Consider the following 19,032-nt stretch of genomic DNA (forward strand, 5'->3'; position numbering starts at 1 on the left):
AGCCGTCGACGACGTACAGCAGCCAACGATCACCGGCGAGGTGCCGGCCCAAGCGAACGACGATTCATCACTTTGGCGGGGATCAGGCCCACACCGTGCTGACTGCTGGCGAACAGAGCCTCACCGCCCTCCCCCAACAGACGCAGCGTCTCGCGCATCGCAGCGACACCGAGCCCTTCGAAGTCCGGGCGCACCGTGGTCAGCGGCGGATACATGTTGTCCATGCCGGTCATGTCGTCGAAGCCCACCACGCTGATGTCTTGCGGCACACGCACGCCATGCTCATGCAGTGCGCGTGCGATGCCCATCGCCTGCGCATCGTTCGCCGCCACCACCACCGTGGGCAACAGCCTGCCGACTCGTCCGTACTCGTCGATGAGATGGTTCATATGCGCATATGATTCGTCCGCATCCCACGTATGGCAACGCACGATCTGCGAGTCGATGGATTTGAGCGCGGCGAGCTTGCGCCACGCGTCCAGTCGTGTATGCGCATCTCGCCAATCGTTCGGACCGGCGAAATACAGCGCCGACTTATGACCGTATTCGGCAAGCAGCTCCACGACTTTCGTCATGGCACCCCACTGATCGAGCCCCACCAATGCAGTGCGTCGACGGTCGTCCGGTGACAGCAGGCTCAATCCCTCACGCACGGTCATCTGCCCGTGGGTGGAGGTCACGATCACACGCGGCTGGCCCACTTTGGCACGGCATGCGGCGGCGAACATCACATCCGTAGGCGTCAGGAAGATGAACGCATCCACATTCTGCTCGTTGAAGGTGTCGCAGAGATTGTCGAAATCAGCTTGGGTACACAGCGCCTCGTGCACCATCATCACGCTCATGAACAGGCCATGTTCGCGGGCCATCGATTCGATGGAGGAGATGGCCGAGATGGGTCCGAAGAACTTGAGACCGCCGGCGATCAGGCCGATGGTACGCGAACGGCGCGAGGCCAAGGCACGGGCCGAGTTCGAGGGACGATACCCCAGCTCGTCGATGGCGGCCTGCACGCGGGCGCGCGTAGCGTCGGAAACATCCGGGGAGTTGTTGATCACACGGGATACCGTTTGATGGCTGACTCCAGCGAGTTTCGCCACCTCGAACATTGAAGGACGCTTGTTAGGCTTGCGGCTGGCTACCATAACGACTCGAACTTTCCCGCTGGCAATCGGCATTCGTTGCCGGCTGCGATGAACCTGATGACTCTTTTGACTTTAGCGCGATTACCTTATTTTTGCGTTAGCGCTCACACAGCCGTGTCGCGCCCGCTTGCCCACGCCCAGCCTTACACCAGATGCCAGCTGACCCGGTGCAGCGACGTAGGCCCATATTGTGCGATGGCCTCCCGATGCGCCGCCGAACCATATCCTTTGTTCTGCGCCCATCCATAGGCCTCATACCGTTTATCCCCACCGAGCTCAATCATCAGCTGGTCACGGGTCACCTTGGCGATCACCGCCGCCGTGGCCACCGAGGCGCAGTATCGATCGCCTTTGACTTTGGTGACCACATCCGCCGGTACAGGTACATCCGGCGCGTCAAACGTGTTCAACGCTTTGGTAATGTAATCACTGGGACCATCCAGAATCGCGCCGACACGAACCAAGCCCGGCTCCAAGCCCGACCGCGGCGAATCACCATCAGCACCAAGTCCCAAAGCATGTTCGGCCTGCTCCAAAGCTCGCAAAGCCGCCACACCAAGCGCATAGGTGATACCCCATTCATCGATTTCGGCATTGCTGGCCTGCCCTACCGCCCACGCGGCGCACCAGTCGCACAGTTCACCGAAGATGGCTTCACGGGCGTGTTCGGTCAACAGTTTGGAGTCGGCCACACCATCCGGCACAGCGAGAGGAGTGGGTGCGTCGTCAGCCAGATCACGCGCGTGAACCATTGCGCACCCGACCATCACCGGGCCGGCGAGCGCTCCGCGTCCCACCTCATCAAAACCGGCGATCAAATCATAGCCTTGGTCAGCCAGCTCACGTTCCAGCTCAAGCGTCGGGGTAATCACGTTGCCTCCTTCAGGCATACACGGGTTCAGTCTCGCCCTTCGCCGATGCCCAGAGACCCAGAGCGCTCCGGGAACAGCAGCTCCATGGCCCCATCAGGAACCTGACGACGAGAAATCAGGGACCTTGTCGAACACCTCATGGTGAGAGTCCAGTACGGAAATCCGGCTTAACGGCCAGTAGGTCAGCAATCCCACGGCCACCACATCCGATATCGGCACCAAGCCGCTATCGCCATCGTCCGTATGGTATCGGGAGTCGGAGGAGTTGGCGCGGTTATCCCCCAGCACGAACAGGTGGTTTTCGCTCACCGTCACCGAGAAGGGGAAGGCGCTTGGGTCGACACCCGGGCGAATATAGCTGGATTCGTTGATGGCCACGCCGTTGATGGTGATCGGTTCGCCGGCACCTGCGCAGGCCACCACGTCACCCGGCAGCCCGATGGCGCGTTTGATCAGGAACCCGCCGCCGATGGCGTTGCTCTGCTCGGCGCTCAGCCAGTTGTTCGGATCCTTGAACACCACGATGTCCCCGCGTTTGATGCCGGAGATCTTGGGCGCGTATTTGGCGGCGATCACACGATCCCCCGGCACTATGGTATCCATCATCGAACGCGAGGGAATCTCGTAGAAGCCGAAGAAGAAGATGCGCAGCAACAGCACGATGATCATCGGGATGCCGCACCAGATGAAGAAATCGCGCATGGTGAATCGGTCGTCGACACGGGCATGACGGGCGACGTGCCGTCCGCGAGCAGCACGTGATGTACGGGAGACCGGCACGGCCGGCGGTACCGGGGAAGGCGCGACACCATGGTCGGCAACCTGGAAGGTACGTCGGTCGCGGGCTTCATCGGCAGGGGTTTCGACGTAGGCTCCGGAAGGGTACGACGTCTCGTCTGCAGCAGCATCGGTCAGCTGCACGCCGTCGACATTCCAGTTCCAGAATCCGCCGTCATGCCGATCATCCTGCATAGCATCTCCTCCACCTACGCTTGTCTGCCGCCGGGCGAAGCCCTTCAGGGAGCAGCCCGGCAATCCACGACTATCGCCCCAAGCATACGGGGACAATACGAAATACGAATACGAGAAACGGTCTGAAACCACTTACGATTTCAGACCGTTTGCTCAGTTCAACTCGCGTATACTCGCGGACGAACTCACTTGGCGGAGTTGTCGCGGCGCTCGACGATACGAGCAGCCTTGCCGCGCAGAGCGCGCAGGTAGTACAGCTTGGCGCGGCGCACACGGCCCTTACGCACGAGCTTGATGGACTCGATGGACGGGGAGTGAACCGGGAAACGACGCTCCACACCGGTGCCGAAGCTGATCTTGCGGACCACGAAGGTCTCACGAACGCCAGCACCCTGACGGGCGATCACCACGCCGGTGAAGGTCTGGATACGGGAGTTGTTGCCTTCCTTGATCTTCACGTTCACGTCGACGGTGTCGCCGGGACGGAAGGCCGGGATCTCCTCGGCCGGCTTCATGTGCTTGGCGTCAAAAGCCTCAATAGCGTTAACCATTGTTGTTCCTTCAGTGCTGCCGCATACCAGCCCCAGGTTTGGGATCGCACGCCTGCCTGATTGCATTGCCGGGCGCGATCGCTCGCGTCAATCCCTTGGGTTTGCCCTTGGGAGGCCTGCCGATCCGCCGAAAGTCACGTTCGGCTGGACCCATGGAGAAGCCGACTTATGCGGCGGCCTGCTTCTCGACACAGCAAAGCAGAAGTTTACGGCAGCTTGCGGACACTTTGACGCACGATCAGATTCGTGGTCAGCTCAATATGCGCAGGCATGGAACCGCCTTTGCCCTCCAGCAGTTGCATCAACGTCGTGGCACCGAATTGCGCCATTTCCCGCACGGCATGATGCACGGTGGTCAGCGGCGGCAACAGCATGCGGCTGGTGGGTAGATCATCGAATCCGACGACGGAAAGATCGTCGGGAATCTTCAGACCGCGTTCCCACGCCACCGCATACACACCAGCCGCCTGCATGTCGCTGGCGGCGAAGATGGCCGTGGGAGGATTCGGCAAAGCGAGCAGCTCACGCGCATGTTCGCTGCCGTCCTCATACCGGAACTCGCCCGAGGTCACCAGCACCGGGTCGACGGCGATGCCGGCCTGGCGCATCGCGCCACGAAATCCATCCAACCGGGATGCAGCGGTCTGCAGATATGTCGGACCGCCGATAAAGGCGATGCGCGTATGCCCCTGAGCAATCAGATATTCCGTAGCCTCGCGCACGCCGATGTAATCATTGGATCCCACTGTGGGCACATTCTTCGGCACCTCACCGGTGGGATCGACCAGCACGGTCGGAATGCCGGAGCGAGCCAAACGCTCTTCGGCCTCCTTGGGAAACTCGAACAATGGAATAATCACGCCGGCCGACTTGCGCGCCAGCACCTCCTCCAGCCAATCGCTGATGTTCCAATCCTCACTGGTCCTGGCGGAGACAATCGGCACATATGGCTTGTTCAGGCCGGCCAGCACACCGGAGAGAATCTCCTCGGACCATGGAGTATCGAGATCGTCGAGCAGCAGTTCGACCATGGTGGTGGTGGTCTGCTCGGTACGACGGCGACGGCGATATCCGTTCTTTTCCAACAGCGCTTCGATGCGCTTGCGCGTGGCGTCGGACACACCCGGACGATTATTGAGCACCTTGGACGCCGTGGACAGGGATACTCCGGCCTCTCGGGCGATCTGGGCGAGTTTGGCATTGCCGGGTTGGGAAGTCATGGCCCTTACCATAGCGCAATTGGGGCACAGCACAGCCTTCCACAGCCCTCACGTTGACAATCCATCACGCAACCCACATCAAAGAAAAAGTTTTTAAGAAACTTTCTTTATCTTTGGCGAAAGTTCTTAATCCTTCCATAACCTTTATATTCCAATGGACACGCCGTATTTTTGATACCGATCAAGTCGGTATTACAGTCACGAAATGACAACGAAGTTTCTCTTGATTAGAGAAAGTTTCCAATCTTTGTAGTGCAGCGTTGTTACCACAGGGAACACAAGAAGAAAGGACTTCCCGATGTCTTCCAACGAAGCGGCCCCAGCAACAGTGGGCATCACCAACGAATCGCAGCCCAAGCTGCCCACCCGCATCGGCTGGGCGCTGGTCATCGGCCCGGCCTGCTGGCTCGGACCATACGTCGGTACCTCCGTCACCCTGCTGCCGGCCAAGATCCAGCAGCTCGCCCCGAACGACAAAGTCACCCTGGTGGCCACCTTCTCCGCCGTGGCCATGATCGTGGCCACCATCGCCAACATTCTGGCCGGCGCGCTGTCCGACATCACCCGCACCAAGCACGGCAAGCGCACCCCATGGATCGTCATCTGCTCCATCCTCTCCGGCGTACTGCTCTGGCTGCTGTCCATGGCGCCGAACATTCCGGTGCTGCTCGGCGTGTGGGCCGTCTACCAGGCCGTGCTGAACGCGGTCGTCGCCCCGATGATCGCCCAGCTTTCCGACCGTGTCGCACCGCGTTGGCGTGGCACCATCTCCTCCTTCTACGGCATCGGCATGGCATTCGGCAACTACGGCTCCGGCATCATCGCCTCCCAGTTCCTCGGCAACGTGGGCACCGGCATCCAGGTGCTCGCCGCATTCGCCGTGATCGGCGGCATTCTCTCCGCAGTCATCGCCAAGGAGCCCAGCAATCTTGACGAGCCGCGCGCCAAGTTCGACCTCGACACCTTGAAGCAGAACTTCATGTTCCCGACCCAGAACTGCCGCGACTACTATCTGGCTCTCGCCGGCAAGATTCTGATGGTCACCGGCCAGTACGTGATCGTGGGCTACCAGCTCTACATCTTCACCGACTACATGAAGCTGGACGACAAGGCCACCGCAAACTCCGTCTCCATCATGTCCGTGATTCTGATGATCACCGGCATCGTGTTCTGCGCCGTGGCCGGCCCGCTGGCCGATAAGTTCCACCGTCTCAAGGCCCCGGTCGCCGTGACCACCGTGATGCTCGGCGTGGGCGCGTTCTTCCCGTTCATCGCCGCCGAGCCGTGGACCATGCTCGCCTACGCGCTGGTCGCCGGCATCGGCATGGGTGCCTACAACGCCGTGGACGGCGCGCTGAACGTGGCCGTGCTGCCCGACCCGAAAACCGCAGCCAAGGATCTGGGCATCATCAACATGGCCAACACCTTGGGCCAGGTCTTCGGCCCGATGATCGCCGCCGGCGTGATCAACATCCTCGGCTACCGCGCCATCTTCCCGGCAGAGACCATCATCTGCGTGATCGGCGGCCTGTTGATCATGATGATCAAGCGCGTGAAGTAATCACATATACCTCAACAGCAATCGAGCCAAGCCTTGCCGTACGTGAGACTTGGCTCCAGTAATATTCCATTTATTCCAATCATCACCAGCCGGATAGCCACCGACGACCATCCCCGATTCTCTACAATCGAAGCAGCTTTCCCTATTCTCTAAGGACATTGCCATGAGCACCGCCACACCATCCAAGACCACCATCGCAACGTTTACCCCGGTCGCCGATATTCCGCGCCGCCTGTTCGGCTCGTTCGTCGAGCAGCTCGGCCGCAGCGTGTACGGCGGCATCTACGAGCCGACCCATCCCACCGCCGACGAATATGGCTTCCGCAAAGACGTGCTGGACCTCGTCAAGGAGCTCGGCGTCACCTGCGTGCGTTACCCGGGCGGCAACATCGTCTCCAACTACCGTTGGGAGGACGGCACCGGCCCGCGCGAGAAGCGCCCGGTGCGCCGTGAACTGGCCTGGCACCAGACCGAAACCAACGAAGTCGGCATCGACGACTTCTACCACTGGAGCAAGAAGGCCGGCACCGAGATCATGCTCGCCGTCAACATGGGCACCCGCGGACTGCAGGAGGCACTTGACGAACTTGAATACGTGAACGGCGCTCCGGGCACCACCATCGCCGATCGCCGTGTGGCCAATGGCATTCCCGAGCCGATGAACATCGCCATGTGGTGCATCGGCAACGAGATGGACGGCCCCTGGCAGGTGGGCCACATGACCCCCGAAGAATACGCCAGCCGCGTGGAGAAGGTGGCACATGCCATGAAACTGGCCGAATCCGGCTTGGAAATGGTGGCCTGCGGCTCCTCCAGCGCCCAGATGCCGACCTTCGGCACGTGGGAGAAAACCGTGCTCACCCGCGCCTACGAGTACCTGAGCTTCGTTTCCGCGCACGCCTACTACTACGATCACGACCACGATTCGCACAAGCCGGAAGGCATGCGTGAGTTCCTGGCCTCCTCCGAAGATATGAAGCAGTTCATCGCCACCGTGGCCTCCTGCGCCGATTATGCGCGCGAGCAGAACCACGGCACCAAGGACATCGCCATCTCCTTCGACGAATGGGGCGTGTGGTATCAGGACGTTTGGCAGAAGCAGGAGGCCGAATGGAAGGCCGCCGAAACCGAAGGTCTGCACACCGAGCCGTGGCCCAAGGCACCGCATCTGCTGGAAGACGTGTACAACGCGTCCGACGCGGTGGTCGAGGGATCCTTGATGATCACCTTGCTCAAGCATTGCGACCGCGTACGCTCCGCATCCCGCGCCCAGCTGGTCAATGTGATCGCCCCGATCATGGCCGAGGAGAACGGTCCGGCCTGGAAGCAGACCATTTACTATCCGTTCGCCGAAGTGGCCAACCATGCGCGTGGCGTCGCTTACGCCCCAGCCGTTGACGGCCCGACGTTCCACACCGAGACCTATGGCGATGTGCAGGCACTTGAATCCGTGGTGACTTGGGATGAGACCACGCGCGAAGGCCTGATTCTGGCCGTGAACCGCGACCCGGATGCCGCGCACGAGGTGTCTATCGACGTTACGGCTCTGCCGGGTGTTGATGCCGCACGCTTCGAAGTGACGCATGCCGAGATGCTGCATGACAACGACCCGTACCGCAAGAACACCGCAGCGGACCCGCTGGCCGTGACGCCGCAGGAGCTGCCTGTGGCGGCCGACGGTGCTGCAGTGAGTTTTGCGCTGCCGTCTATCGCTTGGTCGGCGGTACGTTTCACGGCATGAGTTTCTCGGTCTGCGCGCAGTTTGACAGCGGCACTCGAACCGTGCGCGGAAACCGCACATGTCTCTTATTGAGAATGATTCGACGCGGGGTCAGCCTTGCATGAGCTTGGCTACAGCCGCTCGAATGGCGGGCTCGGCGGCGACCGGATCGCCGATGCCCGCCACCGACTGCTCGATCGGGCACATGCCGGTGCCGGCACGATTGAGAATCATCGGCACCAAGGCGCCATAGGATGCTGCCATGCCGAACTGGCGCAGGGCAGCCAACCCCGCTTCGCTCATCGTCTCGGCATACACGGCTTCGGCACCAAGCTTGGCGTAAAGCAACGCCGCACCTTTGCCCACCACACGATCGGCTGCGGAGTAACCATCCAAACTTTGCCCGGAGGCAAGCCATTGCAGCAACGGCCGCACTCCCCTGCCCATACCGGTCAAAGTTTCGGCACCGCTGCGGCAAGCCACACAACCGAGCGCAACGTCGGCCTTCAGCAAAGCTTTCGCACGTTCAATATCAGACATAATCGCCTTTCTTTATGAGGAATCCCCCACCGACGCCGCCGTCAAAAAGACAAGCGGCAATCGGTGAGGAATTCACCCAGCGACATGACCTCCCAGCCGCACTAGCCACGCTTGCGATCCACGACAAACATAACCACCGGAATCGCAATCCACTGCAGAATCAGGCCCGGCAGTCCCGTAACGATCGCGGCACCAACCGAGGCAACAGACATCTGGGCGTTACCCAGCAGATACACCGCCACGGCAATCGCAATGGCATCGACCACACGGCCGGCGACCTGCGCGCCAAACAGCTTCACCAACCAAGCGAGCGGCGAGGGAATGGACTCCGGCAAGGCCACCCCGCGCAGCAGACCAGCGAACAGACCATAGGCGGCAAGTTCGATGACCATGAACGGCACCATCGGAGCCATCGGCATGCCGGTCAACGCAAAGCTGACGATCGGGGCGAGCGCACCGGTGGCCACACCGGCGTAAGGACCGGCCAACAGGCCGACAAGCAGCACCGGCAGGTGCATCGGCAGCAGCGTTTGGCCGAGTGCGGCACCCAAGCCGAGCGTCGCACCGGCAACATGGAAGATCTGCGGCAGCGCCACGGCGGCGACGACGGCGAGCACGGCGGCCGCGGACTGGAATGTGATGGACGGCAATGCATACGTGCGCGTTGCAGTATTGGTTCGCATAATAGAAACTCCTTGATAGACGACTGTGCGTATCGCGTCAACGCGCTTTACCGCTGGTCAAGATCGATGAGATGGTAGTCGCGCGAACCGAGGCCCATCTCCACGGCATGCTCGATGGTATGGATGCCGTGGCGGGATTCGATGCGTTCGATGAGCGGCTCTTTGTTGTCGTGCGAGACGTACACCATGTCCACACAGGCCTGATCTACGGCCACCGGGTCCAGCGAAGCGCAGATGCCGATATCCGCCATGACGGGCGGATGGGGGTTGCCGTCGCAGTCGCAATCCACGGAAAGGTTGTTCATCACGTTGATGAAGAGCATGTTGCCTTTAAGCGCATTGAACACGGCGGTCGCGGCCTCGGCCATGGCTTCCAGGAAGGAATCCTGATCGCCGCTGAACGGGTTGGGCAAGATCTCGTCCTGACCGGAATGCAGGCGTTTCTTGCCGTTCGAGGACGCCATGCCGATGGAGATGTTCTTCAATGCACCGCCGAATCCGCCCATCATATGACCCTTGAAGTGCGAGAGCACGGCGTAATAGTCGTAATTCGGGAAGTGGGAGCCCACAATGTCGCCGGTGATGCGTTTGCCGCCCTCGACCGGGATTTCGATCTCGCCCTCCTCGTCCTGAATGTCGCAGGGGGGCGATGTCGAGGAATCCATGCTCTTTGATGGTCTGCCAATGGTGTGCGCTGACGTCGCGCGTGCCGGGGTAGGCGGTGTTGCATTCCACGATGGTGCCGTTGAGATGCTGCACCAGATCCTTGATCAGCGCCGGCTGCAGATAATGCGTATTGCCGCCCTCGCCGGAGCTGAGCTTGACCGCCACCTTGCCTTGCGGCCGCGCGCCCAACGCCTCATAGATACGCATCAGGCCGGCTGGGCTGATATCTCGGGTGAAGTAGACGTTGGCGGCCATCGGATAATTGGTGTCGTGATCATGCGTTTCCACCTGATCATGCGTTGAAATTCCTGCCATGCTGTGCCTCCTTGCAATCGCTTCCATGATACGTCCGAATGCACAACAAGGCGTTTACTTACGACAGTCCGGCACCTGCCGTCGTTCTGCCCAGCAAGCTCGGCAACAACTCCTACTCTTACGCTCTTATGCCGCATGACTGGCCAATGGCATGGCCGGCGACTTGCGCCGCGCCGCCAGCACCACCATCCATCCCACCAGCAACACGCCTACGCCTACCGCGAGCCCGACGAACTGCGCCGTCCGTACATCAGCGGTGGTTTCCGCCTGTGGCGCCTGCTGATTGCGCACACGTATGCCGGAGACCAGCAACCGATGCGTGTTCAGCCGGTATGGCGTGCAGGTCATCAACGTCACTCGGTCTTCGCCTTGCGTCACTTTCAGCTGTGTGACGTCATCCGGCTTGATCACCGAAATGCGATCCACCTGATAGGTGAGCGTCTCGCCCATCACGTCAATGTAGAAGTAGTCCCCGGTGCGCACCTCATCCAATCTGGTGAACATGGCAGCCGTCACCAGTCCGCGATGTCCGGTGATCACCGCGTGCGTGGACGTGCCGCCCACCGGCAGGGAGGTGCCGTACAGGTGTCCTGCGCCTTTCGCCAATGCCTGTTGGGAAGTGCCGTGATAGACAGGAAGATCGATGGACTGTTTGGGCACGCGGATTCTCGCCATGATGCCGTCACCGGCGTTCAGCAACGATTGGTAGCGATTGTCTTTGGTCGACAATGCGGATTCGTAATCGATCAGGCCATTGTCGTCGACTTGCGTAGACCATGGGTCGCCCGCCTCGCCAAGCACGGGCTGCCCATCGTCGGCCAGCTCTGCATTGTATGATTCGGCGGCGTGCAAGGCCTTGGTTCTCTGGGCGGCTTCCAACGCCGCCATCTGCCGGGCCGTAGAGCTTGCGGTCTGCTGCGCAGTAATGCCGAATACCATCTGCATGGTCAACGGGATCGCCACACTGCCGATTGCCGCCACGATGCACACTATGGCGGCCAGGCGCAGCAGCGTTCGACGTCGCCGCTCCCGACGTTGCCAGGCAATATCGTCATCGATACTGAGGATCTGATCAAAAGTCATGGGTACGCACCGTGCATGAGCACAGGCGATGAGGAGGGGCCGTCGGTTTCGGCAGACCCTCCTCATCGCGTTATCGTTGCCGCGTTACGCGCGCATCACACGACGGGCGCGACGGGTGCCGCTCTTGACGAGCAGCGTGACGCCGACACCGGAGAAGACGATCGCCGCAGTCACGAACATCGTCAGTCCCGCGCCACCGGTGAGCGGGAGCTCGGATATGTTCTTGATATTCAGCACCTGAGCGGCGCCACCGACAACCTTCGTTGAGTTGGACGGCGTCACTTCCGCCCCGTCCGCATCGCGGAAGGTAACCAGCTTGTACTGGTCCTTGGCCTTGTCATAGTTGTACGTGCGCTGACCATTCTTGTCGATGGATACGCTGAACCCAGCGCGATATTGCTGGGCGTAGCCTTCGGCCACCTTCTGCTCGTATACCGAGTATCCGCCTTCAGCCAGGCCCCAGAAGTACAGCGCACCCCCCTGGCTGGTCGGCACGTTCTTGAAGTAGGTCACGTTGTCCACCTTGACGCTTTGGTCGGCGGCACGCACCCACTCGCCGTTGACATCGGTTTTCTCGAAGATGATGGCATTGCCGTCGCTGCCGGTCACGGAGAACTGAGCTCCGGCGATACCGTTGTGGTTCTTATCGATCTTCTTCAACGTGAACATGCCGAACTTGACGGTCACGGAGGCGGGAGCGGATTCCGCACCGCCATCGTAGCTGGCGGTCGCGGCGTTCGTCACCTGATTGTCGACGGCGTCCTTCGTGGTGGAGGCCTTGTACAGCAAGGTAAGCTTCTGTCCGTCCTTGCCGCCTACGTTCTTGACGTCCACCTGGGTGACGGTGCCGCTGTCGCTTGCGGTGGGGCCGGTCACCGTATAGTCCGTGTCCTTGGCGAGCAGGGTGTCGCCGGTGGCGTCGAAGTAATTGTATTTGTCATCGTCATCCGCATCGTAGAAGACTCTGATGCTGCTGGCATCGACGGTCAGCCCCTTGGATGCGGTGTCCTTGAAGGTGAAGGTCGGATCGGTTTGCCCGGTTGTGGTCGGAATAACGCTGGACACCACGTAGGTCAGAGTGTCGCCGACATTGGCGGTAGCGACACTGCCGTTCTTCTTGAAATAGGTGCCCATGTAAGCGCTTTTGGTGACGGTTACCGCAGACGCGGCCGGGTTGGGCTTGACGTTCACCACGCCAAGCGTCTGCTCTGTAGCCGGGTCAACGTTGGTGTTGACCAACGTGGTGTATGACTGGCCGCTGCTGGCAGTGAGCGCAGTGCCGACCAGCAGGTTCGTGCCGTTGCTGTCGGTCACGAAATACCAACCCTGGTCGGGTACGGTATTGTCGCCGATCTGCAGTTCGGTTGCGGTAACGGAAGGCTCATCGGAACCAAGTTTGGTGGGCACCGACAGATTATCGACGAAGTCACGCAGCTTGGCCTCGTCGCCGGAGGTGCTCAGACTTGCCAGCGCATACAGATTGCTTTTGTATCCGGTGGTGTCGATGTTGGCCGCCGTTATAGCCTCGCTGATCTTCCAATCCCATTGGCTGCTGTCCACGGGTTGCAGGCCGAACGAGGTCAGTTTGCCGTCGGCGTTCACGACCGGATCGGTGTATGCGGCGATGCGATACGCCGTATACGTGCTTTGCGAGGTGTTGGCATCGGCTGCTTTGTTGAGCGTGATGGTTGATGGCGTCGCGTTTTCCGGCATGGTCAGTTCGTCCGCGTTCGCCGTCATGGCGCCAAGCGCCATACCTCCCAGGGCGGCCGCTACGGCAGCGATGCCGGCGACCAGTTTCTTGTATTGCATATGAGCCTCTTCACTCCTTCATTGGCGTTAGCTTCTTGTCGGCCACGGCAATGGTCGAACAACCCCACGCGTGTCCTGATTATGGCGGGCAAGACCCGCTGGTATATGAAGCTTGCCGCCATCACAAATTCGTTGATGAGTTGTTGACCCGCGCGTCGTTGCGATTACTGATTAAGCCCCATAGATGAATGTTTGCGTTAACAAACACTTATGATTATACATGGGATTGAGGGATGCGCAATACGCGTATCGACGATGTCTATTTGCTCGTCGGCCTTGGCATTTCAGACATTCAATGCGTCATCGAACTATGTGGGACTGGAAGATTTAAGTAGCTCAGGCCATGGCATCGTTGCCACAGACTTCTATGTTTCCCCGAATGCGGGCACAGCGCCGAGCGCGGTATACCACCATTGAACACCTACTGAGCCCATCCCACTGAACTCACCTCACTGAGCCTTTGGGATGCAACGTGAAATGCAACATGGAACTTAAAAAGCCCGGCAGCATGATGCTGCCGGGCTTGGCCTCTCCCTTTAGTCACCTATCGGCGACGGCTTCCCTGCCTTCAGGAAGCCGGCAAGGAGCGAAGCGAAGATCAGAACTCGCACCGTGAATGGTCGCCAGACCATTCACCAAACAACACAGCTGCGGTCGCAAGAACCGCGAGTGCTGATTGGAGCGAAGCGAAGATCAGAACTCGCGGTTCTTGCGGTAGAACTGAATCAGGCTCTGAGTGGAAGCATCCTGGGCGGCCAGGGCCTCGTCATCCTGGGAGATGGCCGGGGTGATCTGCTTGGCCAGCTGCTTGCCGAGCTCGACGCCCCACTGATCGTAGGAGTCGAGGCCCCACACGGTGCCCTCAACGAAGGTGATGTGCTCGTACAGGGCGATCAGCTCGCCGACGGCGAACGGAGTCAGGGCCACACCGAAGATGGAGGTGGTCGGACGGTTGCCGGTGAACACGCGGGCCGGGACGATCTCCTCCGGAGTACCTTCAGCACGGACCTCGTCGGCGGTCTTGCCGAAAGCGAGGGCCTTGGTCTGAGCGAAGTAGTTGCCGAGGAACAGCTCGTGCACGTCCTGGTCGCCGTCCTTGGTCGGGTTCGGGGTGTTCACGAACGCGATGAAGTCGGCCGGGATGAGCTGGGTGCCCTGGTGGATCAGCTGGTAGAAGGCGTGCTGGCCGTTGGTGCCGGGCTCGCCCCAGAAGATCTCGCCGGTTTCGGTGGTGACCGGAGTGCCGTCCCAACGCACGGACTTGCCGTTGGATTCCATGGTCAGCTGCTGCAGGTAGGCCGGGAAACGGTGCAGGTACTGATCGTACGGCAGCACAGCGTGGGAAGCGACCTTGAAGAAGTTGCGGTACCAGACGTTGAGCATGCCGAGCAGCACGACGACGTTCTTCTCGAACGGGGTGTTGGCGAAGTACTCATCGATCTCGTGGAAGCCGTGCAGGAACTCCTCGAAACGGGCCGGGCCGAAGACCACAGCCAGGGAGGTGCCGACGGCGGAATCGACGGAGTAACGGCCGCCGACCCAGTTCCAGAAGCCGAACGCATTGGCCGGATCGATGCCGAACTCCTCGACCTTCTCCAAGTTGGTGGAGACGGCCACGAAGTGCTTCTTGATGGCTTCGGCGCGCTGAGCCTCGTCGCCTTCGGCGATGGCACCGTTGGCGGTAAGCTCCTCAAGCAGCCAAGTGCGGGCTTCACGAGCGTTGGTCAGGGTTTCCAGCGTGGTGAAGGTCTTGGAGACGATGATGAACAGGGTGGTCTCCGGGTCGAGGCCCTTGGTCTTCTCAGCCAGATCGTTCGGGTCGATGTTGGAGATGTAGCGAGCGGAAATGCCAGCGTCCGCATACGGCTTCAGCGCCTCGTACACCATGACGGGACCCAGATCGGAACCACCGATGCCGATGTTGACCACGGTCTCGATCTTGCGGCCGGTGATGCCGGTCCACTTGCCGGAGCGCACGTCATCGGCGAAGGCGTAAATACGGTCGAGCACCTCGCGCACATCCTTGACGGTGTCCTGACCGTCAACGATGTACTTGCCCTCATCCTCGACCGGGCGGCGCAGCGCGGTGTGCAGCACGGCGCGATCCTCGGTGTTGTTGATGTGCACGCCGGTGTACATAGCCTTGGTGCGCTCGTCCAGCTTGACAGCCTTGGCAAGGTTGGCGAACAGCTGGAGGGTTTCCGGCTTGATCAGGTTCTTGGACAGATCGAAGTGCAGATCGCCGGCCTCGAAGGAAAGCTTCTCGACGCGGGTCTTGTCCTCGGCGAACCACTTCTTCAGGCTGATGCCCTCGGCCTGAAGCTCGTCGTAGTGCTTCTGCAGGGCGGCCCACTCAGGGGTCTGGGTGGCGTCAACAGGAGGATTGATGGCCATGGATTCCATTCCTTTCATAAATGACTGGAGCGCCCACGCCCACGGCTTGGATCGCCCCGTATCACCAAACAGAATACTCACAAATTCGGACATGAACAGAACAAAAATATCCAGTGAACGGATACCCTCCCTACCAGACGGCTTTCATTGCCATCGTTTGCATCCGACTACCCCGCACAGGCACGCCACGGAATACAGCGCATCGCGCCAAAGAATCAGCTGAGTCAGCCACCAGCTTTACGACGCTGCACTACGCCGACGCCAACCAACACATCAATCACATCAATCACATCAATCACAGCCGCGGATCCACATACCGCAACATCTTCACCCCACAACTGCCACCAGTCATCCTCAGCCACCCGGCGACACTGCCGAATCACACGTCGATTGGACTTTTCCAGAGGATGTCGTATACTGTTTATCTTGTGCGCGGGTGGCGAAACGCCTTCCGCAAACCAAGCCACTTTAGCTCAGTCGGTAGAGCGGCTCACTCGTAATGAGCAGGTCGTCAGTTCGATTCTGACAAGTGGCTCGACTACCCTAGGTCGGTTCATCCGCCTAGGGTTTTGCATATAGGTTGCACTGCTCGTCCGAGGGGATGCAGCCACGCGCGAGTGGCGGAATTGGTAGACGCGCAGGATTTAGGTTCCTGTGTCTTTGACGTGTGGGTTCAAGTCCCATCTCGCGCACCTCTACAAGACCCTGCATTCCTAAGATCCCAAGCCGTGCGCGTCACGATGCCAATATGACAAGGCCGCATCGTCCACGCTGTGAGAGGAAACATCGCCATCGCTGCCGTCACGTCCGATACCGCGAGGATAGTGGTTGCCGTACCAGGGACGAGGAGGAGATAAGAGTGTCCGCCATACTTACACCCGCAGGACTGTTGCTGATCATCCTCGCCGGATACCTGTTCAAACGCTTCGGACTGTTCGGTCAAAGCGACTATCGTGTGCTGCAAACCGCCGAATTCAACATCGTGCTTCCCGGCGCAATCATCTATTCGTTTGCCACGAATCCGCACGACATTTCACTGATGTGGATTTCGCTGGTGGCCTTCCTGTTCGCCTTCATCCCGGTGGTGTGCATCTTCGTCGCTACGCGCCGGCGCAATGTGACCGACCGCGCGTTCCTGATGCTCAACGGCGCCGGATACAACCTCGGATGTTTCTGCTTCCCCGTCGTACAGTCGTTCTGGGGGCCTGGTGCTGTGGTGCCGGCAGCCATGTTCGATATCGGTAACTGCATTATGGTGGCCGCTGGCACCAATGTACTCACCCAACAGCTGCTGCACATCCAGCCCGGCAAAACGCTTGCGGAACAGCATGCCGGGTCTGCGCCCACACTGCCCTATGAGAAGCCCAAGGACCGCGACGCCCGTAGGCTCGCCCGGCATGCGCTGCTGCGCACCATCGCCAAAAGCTTCTTTGGATCCGTACCGTTCGACACTTACCTGCTGATGTTGGCGCTGACCATCGCCAACATACACATCCCCGATTGGATCGCCACGATCTGCCAACCGTTGAGCGGCGCAAACGCGTTGGTCTCCATGCTGATGGTGGGCATGTTGATGGATATGCCGCAATCCCGGCATGACGTTAAGGAAGTGCTGGCCGTAATTGCCTGGCGCGTACCGTTCTGCATAGTGTTCGCCTGCGTCTCGTGGTTCCTGATGCCCTTCTCCGCCTCGATTCGTGCGGTAATGGTGATTTGCGCGCTGGCACCGATCGCCATCTTCTCCACTCTGTTTACCGACAAGGTGCTAGGCAACGCCAAACTCGCCGGATTCTCGCTGTCGGTCACGGCCATTATCTCGCTGGTAATGATGGCCGTAGCCCATACGCTGATGGGCGTGTGATTCCTTGACTTCTCGTGGGCTACACTGCAATCGAGACGATTGGTGGACGATGGTCCAAATCGTGTAGCCCATGAATTCACATACATTGAATTCACATACAAACAAAAAATCCCGTAGCATCCAATGCCACGGGAACAACACGGGTGGGCGATGTAGGAATCGAACCTACGACCCCTTCGGTGTGAACGAAGTGCGCTAGCCGCTGCGCCAATCGCCCGAATATTTCGAGGCTTACCGGCTAACCCACCGATAAAACTCCGAGTGGGCGATACAAGATTCGAACTTGTGACCCCTTCCGTGTCAGGGAAGTGCGCTACCTCTGCGCCAACCGCCCGGGTCATCATCCGGCCGACGGTCCGGCCTTCCGAGAGCGGACAACGGGACTCGAACCCGCGGTCTCAACCTTGGCAAGGTTGCGCTTTACCAACTAAGCTATGTCCGCATGTGTTGTTTGAAGCAACAGATGAACAAGATACGCTATTTGGCGGAAAATGCATAATCCTCGCGTGTCTCCGCAGAATTTCAACGTTTTTAGCATCCGCAAAGTCAGCCCAGCACCATCATGCGCTCATACTCAATCAACATGTCAGATGTGACCCTGCTCACTCCGACCCGTCACACGCCGTATTCTACGCTCAACGCGAAGGAATTCTCGGATAGGACGACGCATAATAGGCATTGTTATATATCGACATGTGCACCGACGGCTAGCGGCATGACGTCAGAATGCCTTATCAGGCGCCAACTGCTTAGCCACTGTGCATGACATAAGACAAGGGGAATGCAATGACCAAGCTCCTGTTTGTTGTGGGAAGCCTGCACAAGAACGGCTTCAACCACCAGCTCGCCGACGAGGCCAAGGCTCTTATCGGCGATCGTGCCGAGGTGGAGTTCCTGAACTACGCCGATGTTCCGTTCTTCGATCAGGACGTGGAGTTCCCGAACCCGCCGGCTGCCGTCAACACCGCCCGTAAGGCCGTTGTCGAGGCCGACGGCGTGTGGATCTTCTCCCCGGAGTACAACTACAGCTACCCGGGCGTGCTGAAGAACCTGCTGGATTGGCTGTCCCGCCCGCTGGAGCCGTTCCCGGCCGAATCCGCCTCCGTGCTGGCCGGCAAGAAGGTTGCCATCTCTTCCGTGGCTGGCCAGTCCGCCGGTGCCGGCACTCGCGCCAAGCTCAACGAAGTGCTGGGCTTCAACAAGGCCGATGTGCTGCCCGTTGACGAGCAGGCCGGTTTCGCTCTGGCTCCGGAAGCCTGGGGCACTGGCGAACTGGGCCTGTCCGATGAGGATAAGGCCCGTCTGGCCGCCGAAGCCGACGCATTCCTGAAGTTCGTCGCAGCCTGAGACTTAACGTTCTAGTCTCCAACCTAAGATACCCCGCCAATCGAGACCGGTGGCGGGGTATCTGCATTACAAGGGGCCAATTTCCGCTGCCTGATACACCTATCTGCCCTACAAGGGGCTGCCGAGCAAGTACGCAAGCTCGCAAAACGGCATAACGGCGTCGGCATGTAGGACCGAATATGGGTATTCTCGTCCCAGAGTAGCCCCTTGTAGAACAGATAGATCTATCGGACAGCGGAAATCGACCCCTTGTAAGCGAGATATCCCACAATACGCTCCACGGTAAGTCG

Annotated in this window: 16 protein-coding genes and 5 tRNA genes; 7 read left to right on the forward strand and 14 right to left on the reverse strand. The window is 59.8% G+C overall.

Translation table 11 applies throughout. The features are described from left to right. Positions 1–29 precede the first annotated feature (29 nt). The 5 genes from G1C97_RS10225 to G1C97_RS10245 form a co-directional block, all read right to left on the reverse strand. A complete protein-coding gene (locus G1C97_RS10225; protein ID WP_169241663.1) occupies positions 30–1,145 on the reverse strand; it encodes a LacI family DNA-binding transcriptional regulator in 1,116 nt (371 codons plus the stop codon). Between the two features lie 143 nt (positions 1,146–1,288). Beyond that, positions 1,289–2,017 carry a ribonuclease HII gene (locus G1C97_RS10230; RefSeq protein WP_335341361.1) on the reverse strand — a complete coding sequence of 243 codons (729 nt, stop codon included), beginning with the start codon at positions 2,015–2,017 and terminating at the stop codon, positions 1,289–1,291. A 93-nt stretch (positions 2,018–2,110) separates the two neighbouring features. After that, positions 2,111–2,989, reverse strand: coding sequence for a signal peptidase I (gene lepB / locus G1C97_RS10235; RefSeq protein ID WP_169241665.1), 879 nt, complete (start codon positions 2,987–2,989; stop codon positions 2,111–2,113). A gap of 185 nt (positions 2,990–3,174) precedes the next feature. Then, positions 3,175–3,540: a 50S ribosomal protein L19 gene (gene rplS, locus G1C97_RS10240; RefSeq protein WP_033891529.1), complete on the reverse strand. Its 366-nt coding sequence runs from the start codon at positions 3,538–3,540 to the stop codon at positions 3,175–3,177. A gap of 206 nt (positions 3,541–3,746) precedes the next feature. Beyond that, positions 3,747–4,760, reverse strand: coding sequence for a LacI family DNA-binding transcriptional regulator (locus G1C97_RS10245; protein WP_169241666.1), 1,014 nt, complete (start codon positions 4,758–4,760; stop codon positions 3,747–3,749). Between the two features lie 298 nt (positions 4,761–5,058). On the opposite strand from G1C97_RS10245, the gene G1C97_RS10250 reads away from it, so the two are divergent. Both G1C97_RS10250 and G1C97_RS10255 read left to right on the forward strand, forming a co-directional pair. After that, positions 5,059–6,321: an MFS transporter gene (locus G1C97_RS10250; RefSeq protein WP_169241667.1), complete on the forward strand. Its 1,263-nt coding sequence runs from the start codon at positions 5,059–5,061 to the stop codon at positions 6,319–6,321. Positions 6,322–6,484: 163 nt separating this feature from the next. Continuing rightward, entirely contained in the window at positions 6,485–8,062 is a 1,578-nt protein-coding gene (locus G1C97_RS10255) for an alpha-N-arabinofuranosidase (RefSeq protein WP_169241668.1), read from the forward strand. Positions 8,063–8,152: 90 nt separating this feature from the next. Here G1C97_RS10255 and G1C97_RS10260 read toward each other — a convergent pair whose 3' ends face one another. The 3 genes from G1C97_RS10260 to G1C97_RS10270 all read right to left on the reverse strand — a co-directional run bounded on the left by G1C97_RS10260 (position 8,153) and on the right by G1C97_RS10270 (position 9,929). Further along, positions 8,153–8,581: a DUF1893 domain-containing protein gene (locus tag G1C97_RS10260; protein WP_169241669.1), complete on the reverse strand. Its 429-nt coding sequence runs from the start codon at positions 8,579–8,581 to the stop codon at positions 8,153–8,155. A 101-nt stretch (positions 8,582–8,682) separates the two neighbouring features. Next, positions 8,683–9,264 (reverse strand): ECF transporter S component family protein, encoded by a 582-nt coding sequence (locus tag G1C97_RS10265; RefSeq protein ID WP_169241670.1) that lies wholly within the window; start codon positions 9,262–9,264, stop codon positions 8,683–8,685. 47 nt (positions 9,265–9,311) lie between these two features. Continuing rightward, positions 9,312–9,929 carry a DUF362 domain-containing protein gene (locus G1C97_RS10270; protein ID WP_240951112.1) on the reverse strand — a complete coding sequence of 206 codons (618 nt, stop codon included), beginning with the start codon at positions 9,927–9,929 and terminating at the stop codon, positions 9,312–9,314. Between G1C97_RS10270 and G1C97_RS12350 the strand changes: the two genes are divergently transcribed. Continuing rightward, positions 9,928–10,233, forward strand: coding sequence for a hypothetical protein (locus tag G1C97_RS12350; RefSeq protein ID WP_240951113.1), 306 nt, complete (start codon positions 9,928–9,930; stop codon positions 10,231–10,233). The genes G1C97_RS10270 and G1C97_RS12350 overlap by 2 nt on opposite strands. 138 nt (positions 10,234–10,371) lie before the next feature. Here the strand turns inward: G1C97_RS12350 and G1C97_RS10275 are convergent, their stop codons facing one another. The 3 genes from G1C97_RS10275 to pgi form a co-directional block, all read right to left on the reverse strand. Then, positions 10,372–11,328, reverse strand: coding sequence for a class C sortase (locus G1C97_RS10275; RefSeq protein ID WP_169241671.1), 957 nt, complete (start codon positions 11,326–11,328; stop codon positions 10,372–10,374). Between the two features lie 84 nt (positions 11,329–11,412). Further along, the gene (locus tag G1C97_RS12355; RefSeq protein ID WP_169241672.1) at positions 11,413–13,140 is read right to left on the reverse strand and encodes an isopeptide-forming domain-containing fimbrial protein; all 1,728 of its coding nucleotides are present in this window, start codon (positions 13,138–13,140) and stop codon (positions 11,413–11,415) included. A 693-nt stretch (positions 13,141–13,833) separates the two neighbouring features. Continuing rightward, complete coding sequence (gene pgi / locus G1C97_RS10285; RefSeq protein WP_100496451.1) at positions 13,834–15,534, reverse strand: glucose-6-phosphate isomerase; 1,701 nt, start codon at positions 15,532–15,534, stop codon at positions 13,834–13,836. A 462-nt stretch (positions 15,535–15,996) separates the two neighbouring features. Here pgi and G1C97_RS10290 point away from each other — a divergent pair. The 3 genes from G1C97_RS10290 to G1C97_RS10300 all read left to right on the forward strand — a co-directional run bounded on the left by G1C97_RS10290 (position 15,997) and on the right by G1C97_RS10300 (position 17,395). Beyond that, positions 15,997–16,069: transfer RNA gene (locus G1C97_RS10290), tRNA-Thr, on the forward strand. 76 nt (positions 16,070–16,145) lie between these two features. Further along, positions 16,146–16,226: transfer RNA gene (locus tag G1C97_RS10295), tRNA-Leu, on the forward strand. 167 nt (positions 16,227–16,393) lie between these two features. Beyond that, the gene (locus tag G1C97_RS10300) at positions 16,394–17,395 is read left to right on the forward strand and encodes an AEC family transporter (RefSeq protein ID WP_100496452.1); all 1,002 of its coding nucleotides are present in this window, start codon (positions 16,394–16,396) and stop codon (positions 17,393–17,395) included. A 144-nt stretch (positions 17,396–17,539) separates the two neighbouring features. Here the strand turns inward: G1C97_RS10300 and G1C97_RS10305 are convergent. The 3 genes from G1C97_RS10305 to G1C97_RS10315 all read right to left on the reverse strand — a co-directional run bounded on the left by G1C97_RS10305 (position 17,540) and on the right by G1C97_RS10315 (position 17,837). After that, positions 17,540–17,612, reverse strand: a tRNA-Val gene (locus G1C97_RS10305). Positions 17,613–17,657: 45 nt separating this feature from the next. After that, positions 17,658–17,729: transfer RNA gene (locus G1C97_RS10310), tRNA-Val, on the reverse strand. Between the two features lie 35 nt (positions 17,730–17,764). Next, positions 17,765–17,837: transfer RNA gene (locus G1C97_RS10315), tRNA-Gly, on the reverse strand. A 344-nt stretch (positions 17,838–18,181) separates the two neighbouring features. Between G1C97_RS10315 and G1C97_RS10320 the strand changes: the two genes are divergently transcribed. Then, positions 18,182–18,742, forward strand: a complete 561-nt coding sequence (locus G1C97_RS10320) for an NADPH-dependent FMN reductase (protein WP_169241673.1) — start codon at positions 18,182–18,184, stop codon at positions 18,740–18,742. The last annotated feature ends 290 nt before the right edge of the window (positions 18,743–19,032 follow it).

This window comes from Bifidobacterium olomucense, from assembly GCF_012932375.1.
GTDB lineage: Bacteria > Actinomycetota > Actinomycetes > Actinomycetales > Bifidobacteriaceae > Bifidobacterium > Bifidobacterium olomucense.

Coding starts and splice junctions, on each gene's coding strand:
- G1C97_RS10250 (WP_169241667.1), top strand. CDS start 5,059: ATGTCTTCCAACGAAGCGGCCCCAGCAACAGTGGGCATCACCAACGAA.
- G1C97_RS10225 (WP_169241663.1), bottom strand. CDS start 1,145: ATGGTAGCCAGCCGCAAGCCTAACAAGCGTCCTTCAATGTTCGAGGTG.
- rplS (WP_033891529.1), bottom strand. CDS start 3,540: ATGGTTAACGCTATTGAGGCTTTTGACGCCAAGCACATGAAGCCGGCC.
- G1C97_RS10255 (WP_169241668.1), top strand. CDS start 6,485: ATGAGCACCGCCACACCATCCAAGACCACCATCGCAACGTTTACCCCG.
- G1C97_RS12355 (WP_169241672.1), bottom strand. CDS start 13,140: ATGCAATACAAGAAACTGGTCGCCGGCATCGCTGCCGTAGCGGCCGCC.
- G1C97_RS10270 (WP_240951112.1), bottom strand. CDS start 9,929: ATGGATTCCTCGACATCGCCCCCCTGCGACATTCAGGACGAGGAGGGC.
- G1C97_RS10260 (WP_169241669.1), bottom strand. CDS start 8,581: ATGTCTGATATTGAACGTGCGAAAGCTTTGCTGAAGGCCGACGTTGCG.
- G1C97_RS12350 (WP_240951113.1), top strand. CDS start 9,928: ATGCTCTTTGATGGTCTGCCAATGGTGTGCGCTGACGTCGCGCGTGCC.
- G1C97_RS10245 (WP_169241666.1), bottom strand. CDS start 4,760: ATGACTTCCCAACCCGGCAATGCCAAACTCGCCCAGATCGCCCGAGAG.
- lepB (WP_169241665.1), bottom strand. CDS start 2,989: ATGCAGGATGATCGGCATGACGGCGGATTCTGGAACTGGAATGTCGAC.
- G1C97_RS10275 (WP_169241671.1), bottom strand. CDS start 11,328: ATGACTTTTGATCAGATCCTCAGTATCGATGACGATATTGCCTGGCAA.
- G1C97_RS10320 (WP_169241673.1), top strand. CDS start 18,182: ATGACCAAGCTCCTGTTTGTTGTGGGAAGCCTGCACAAGAACGGCTTC.
- G1C97_RS10265 (WP_169241670.1), bottom strand. CDS start 9,264: ATGCGAACCAATACTGCAACGCGCACGTATGCATTGCCGTCCATCACA.
- pgi (WP_100496451.1), bottom strand. CDS start 15,534: ATGGCCATCAATCCTCCTGTTGACGCCACCCAGACCCCTGAGTGGGCC.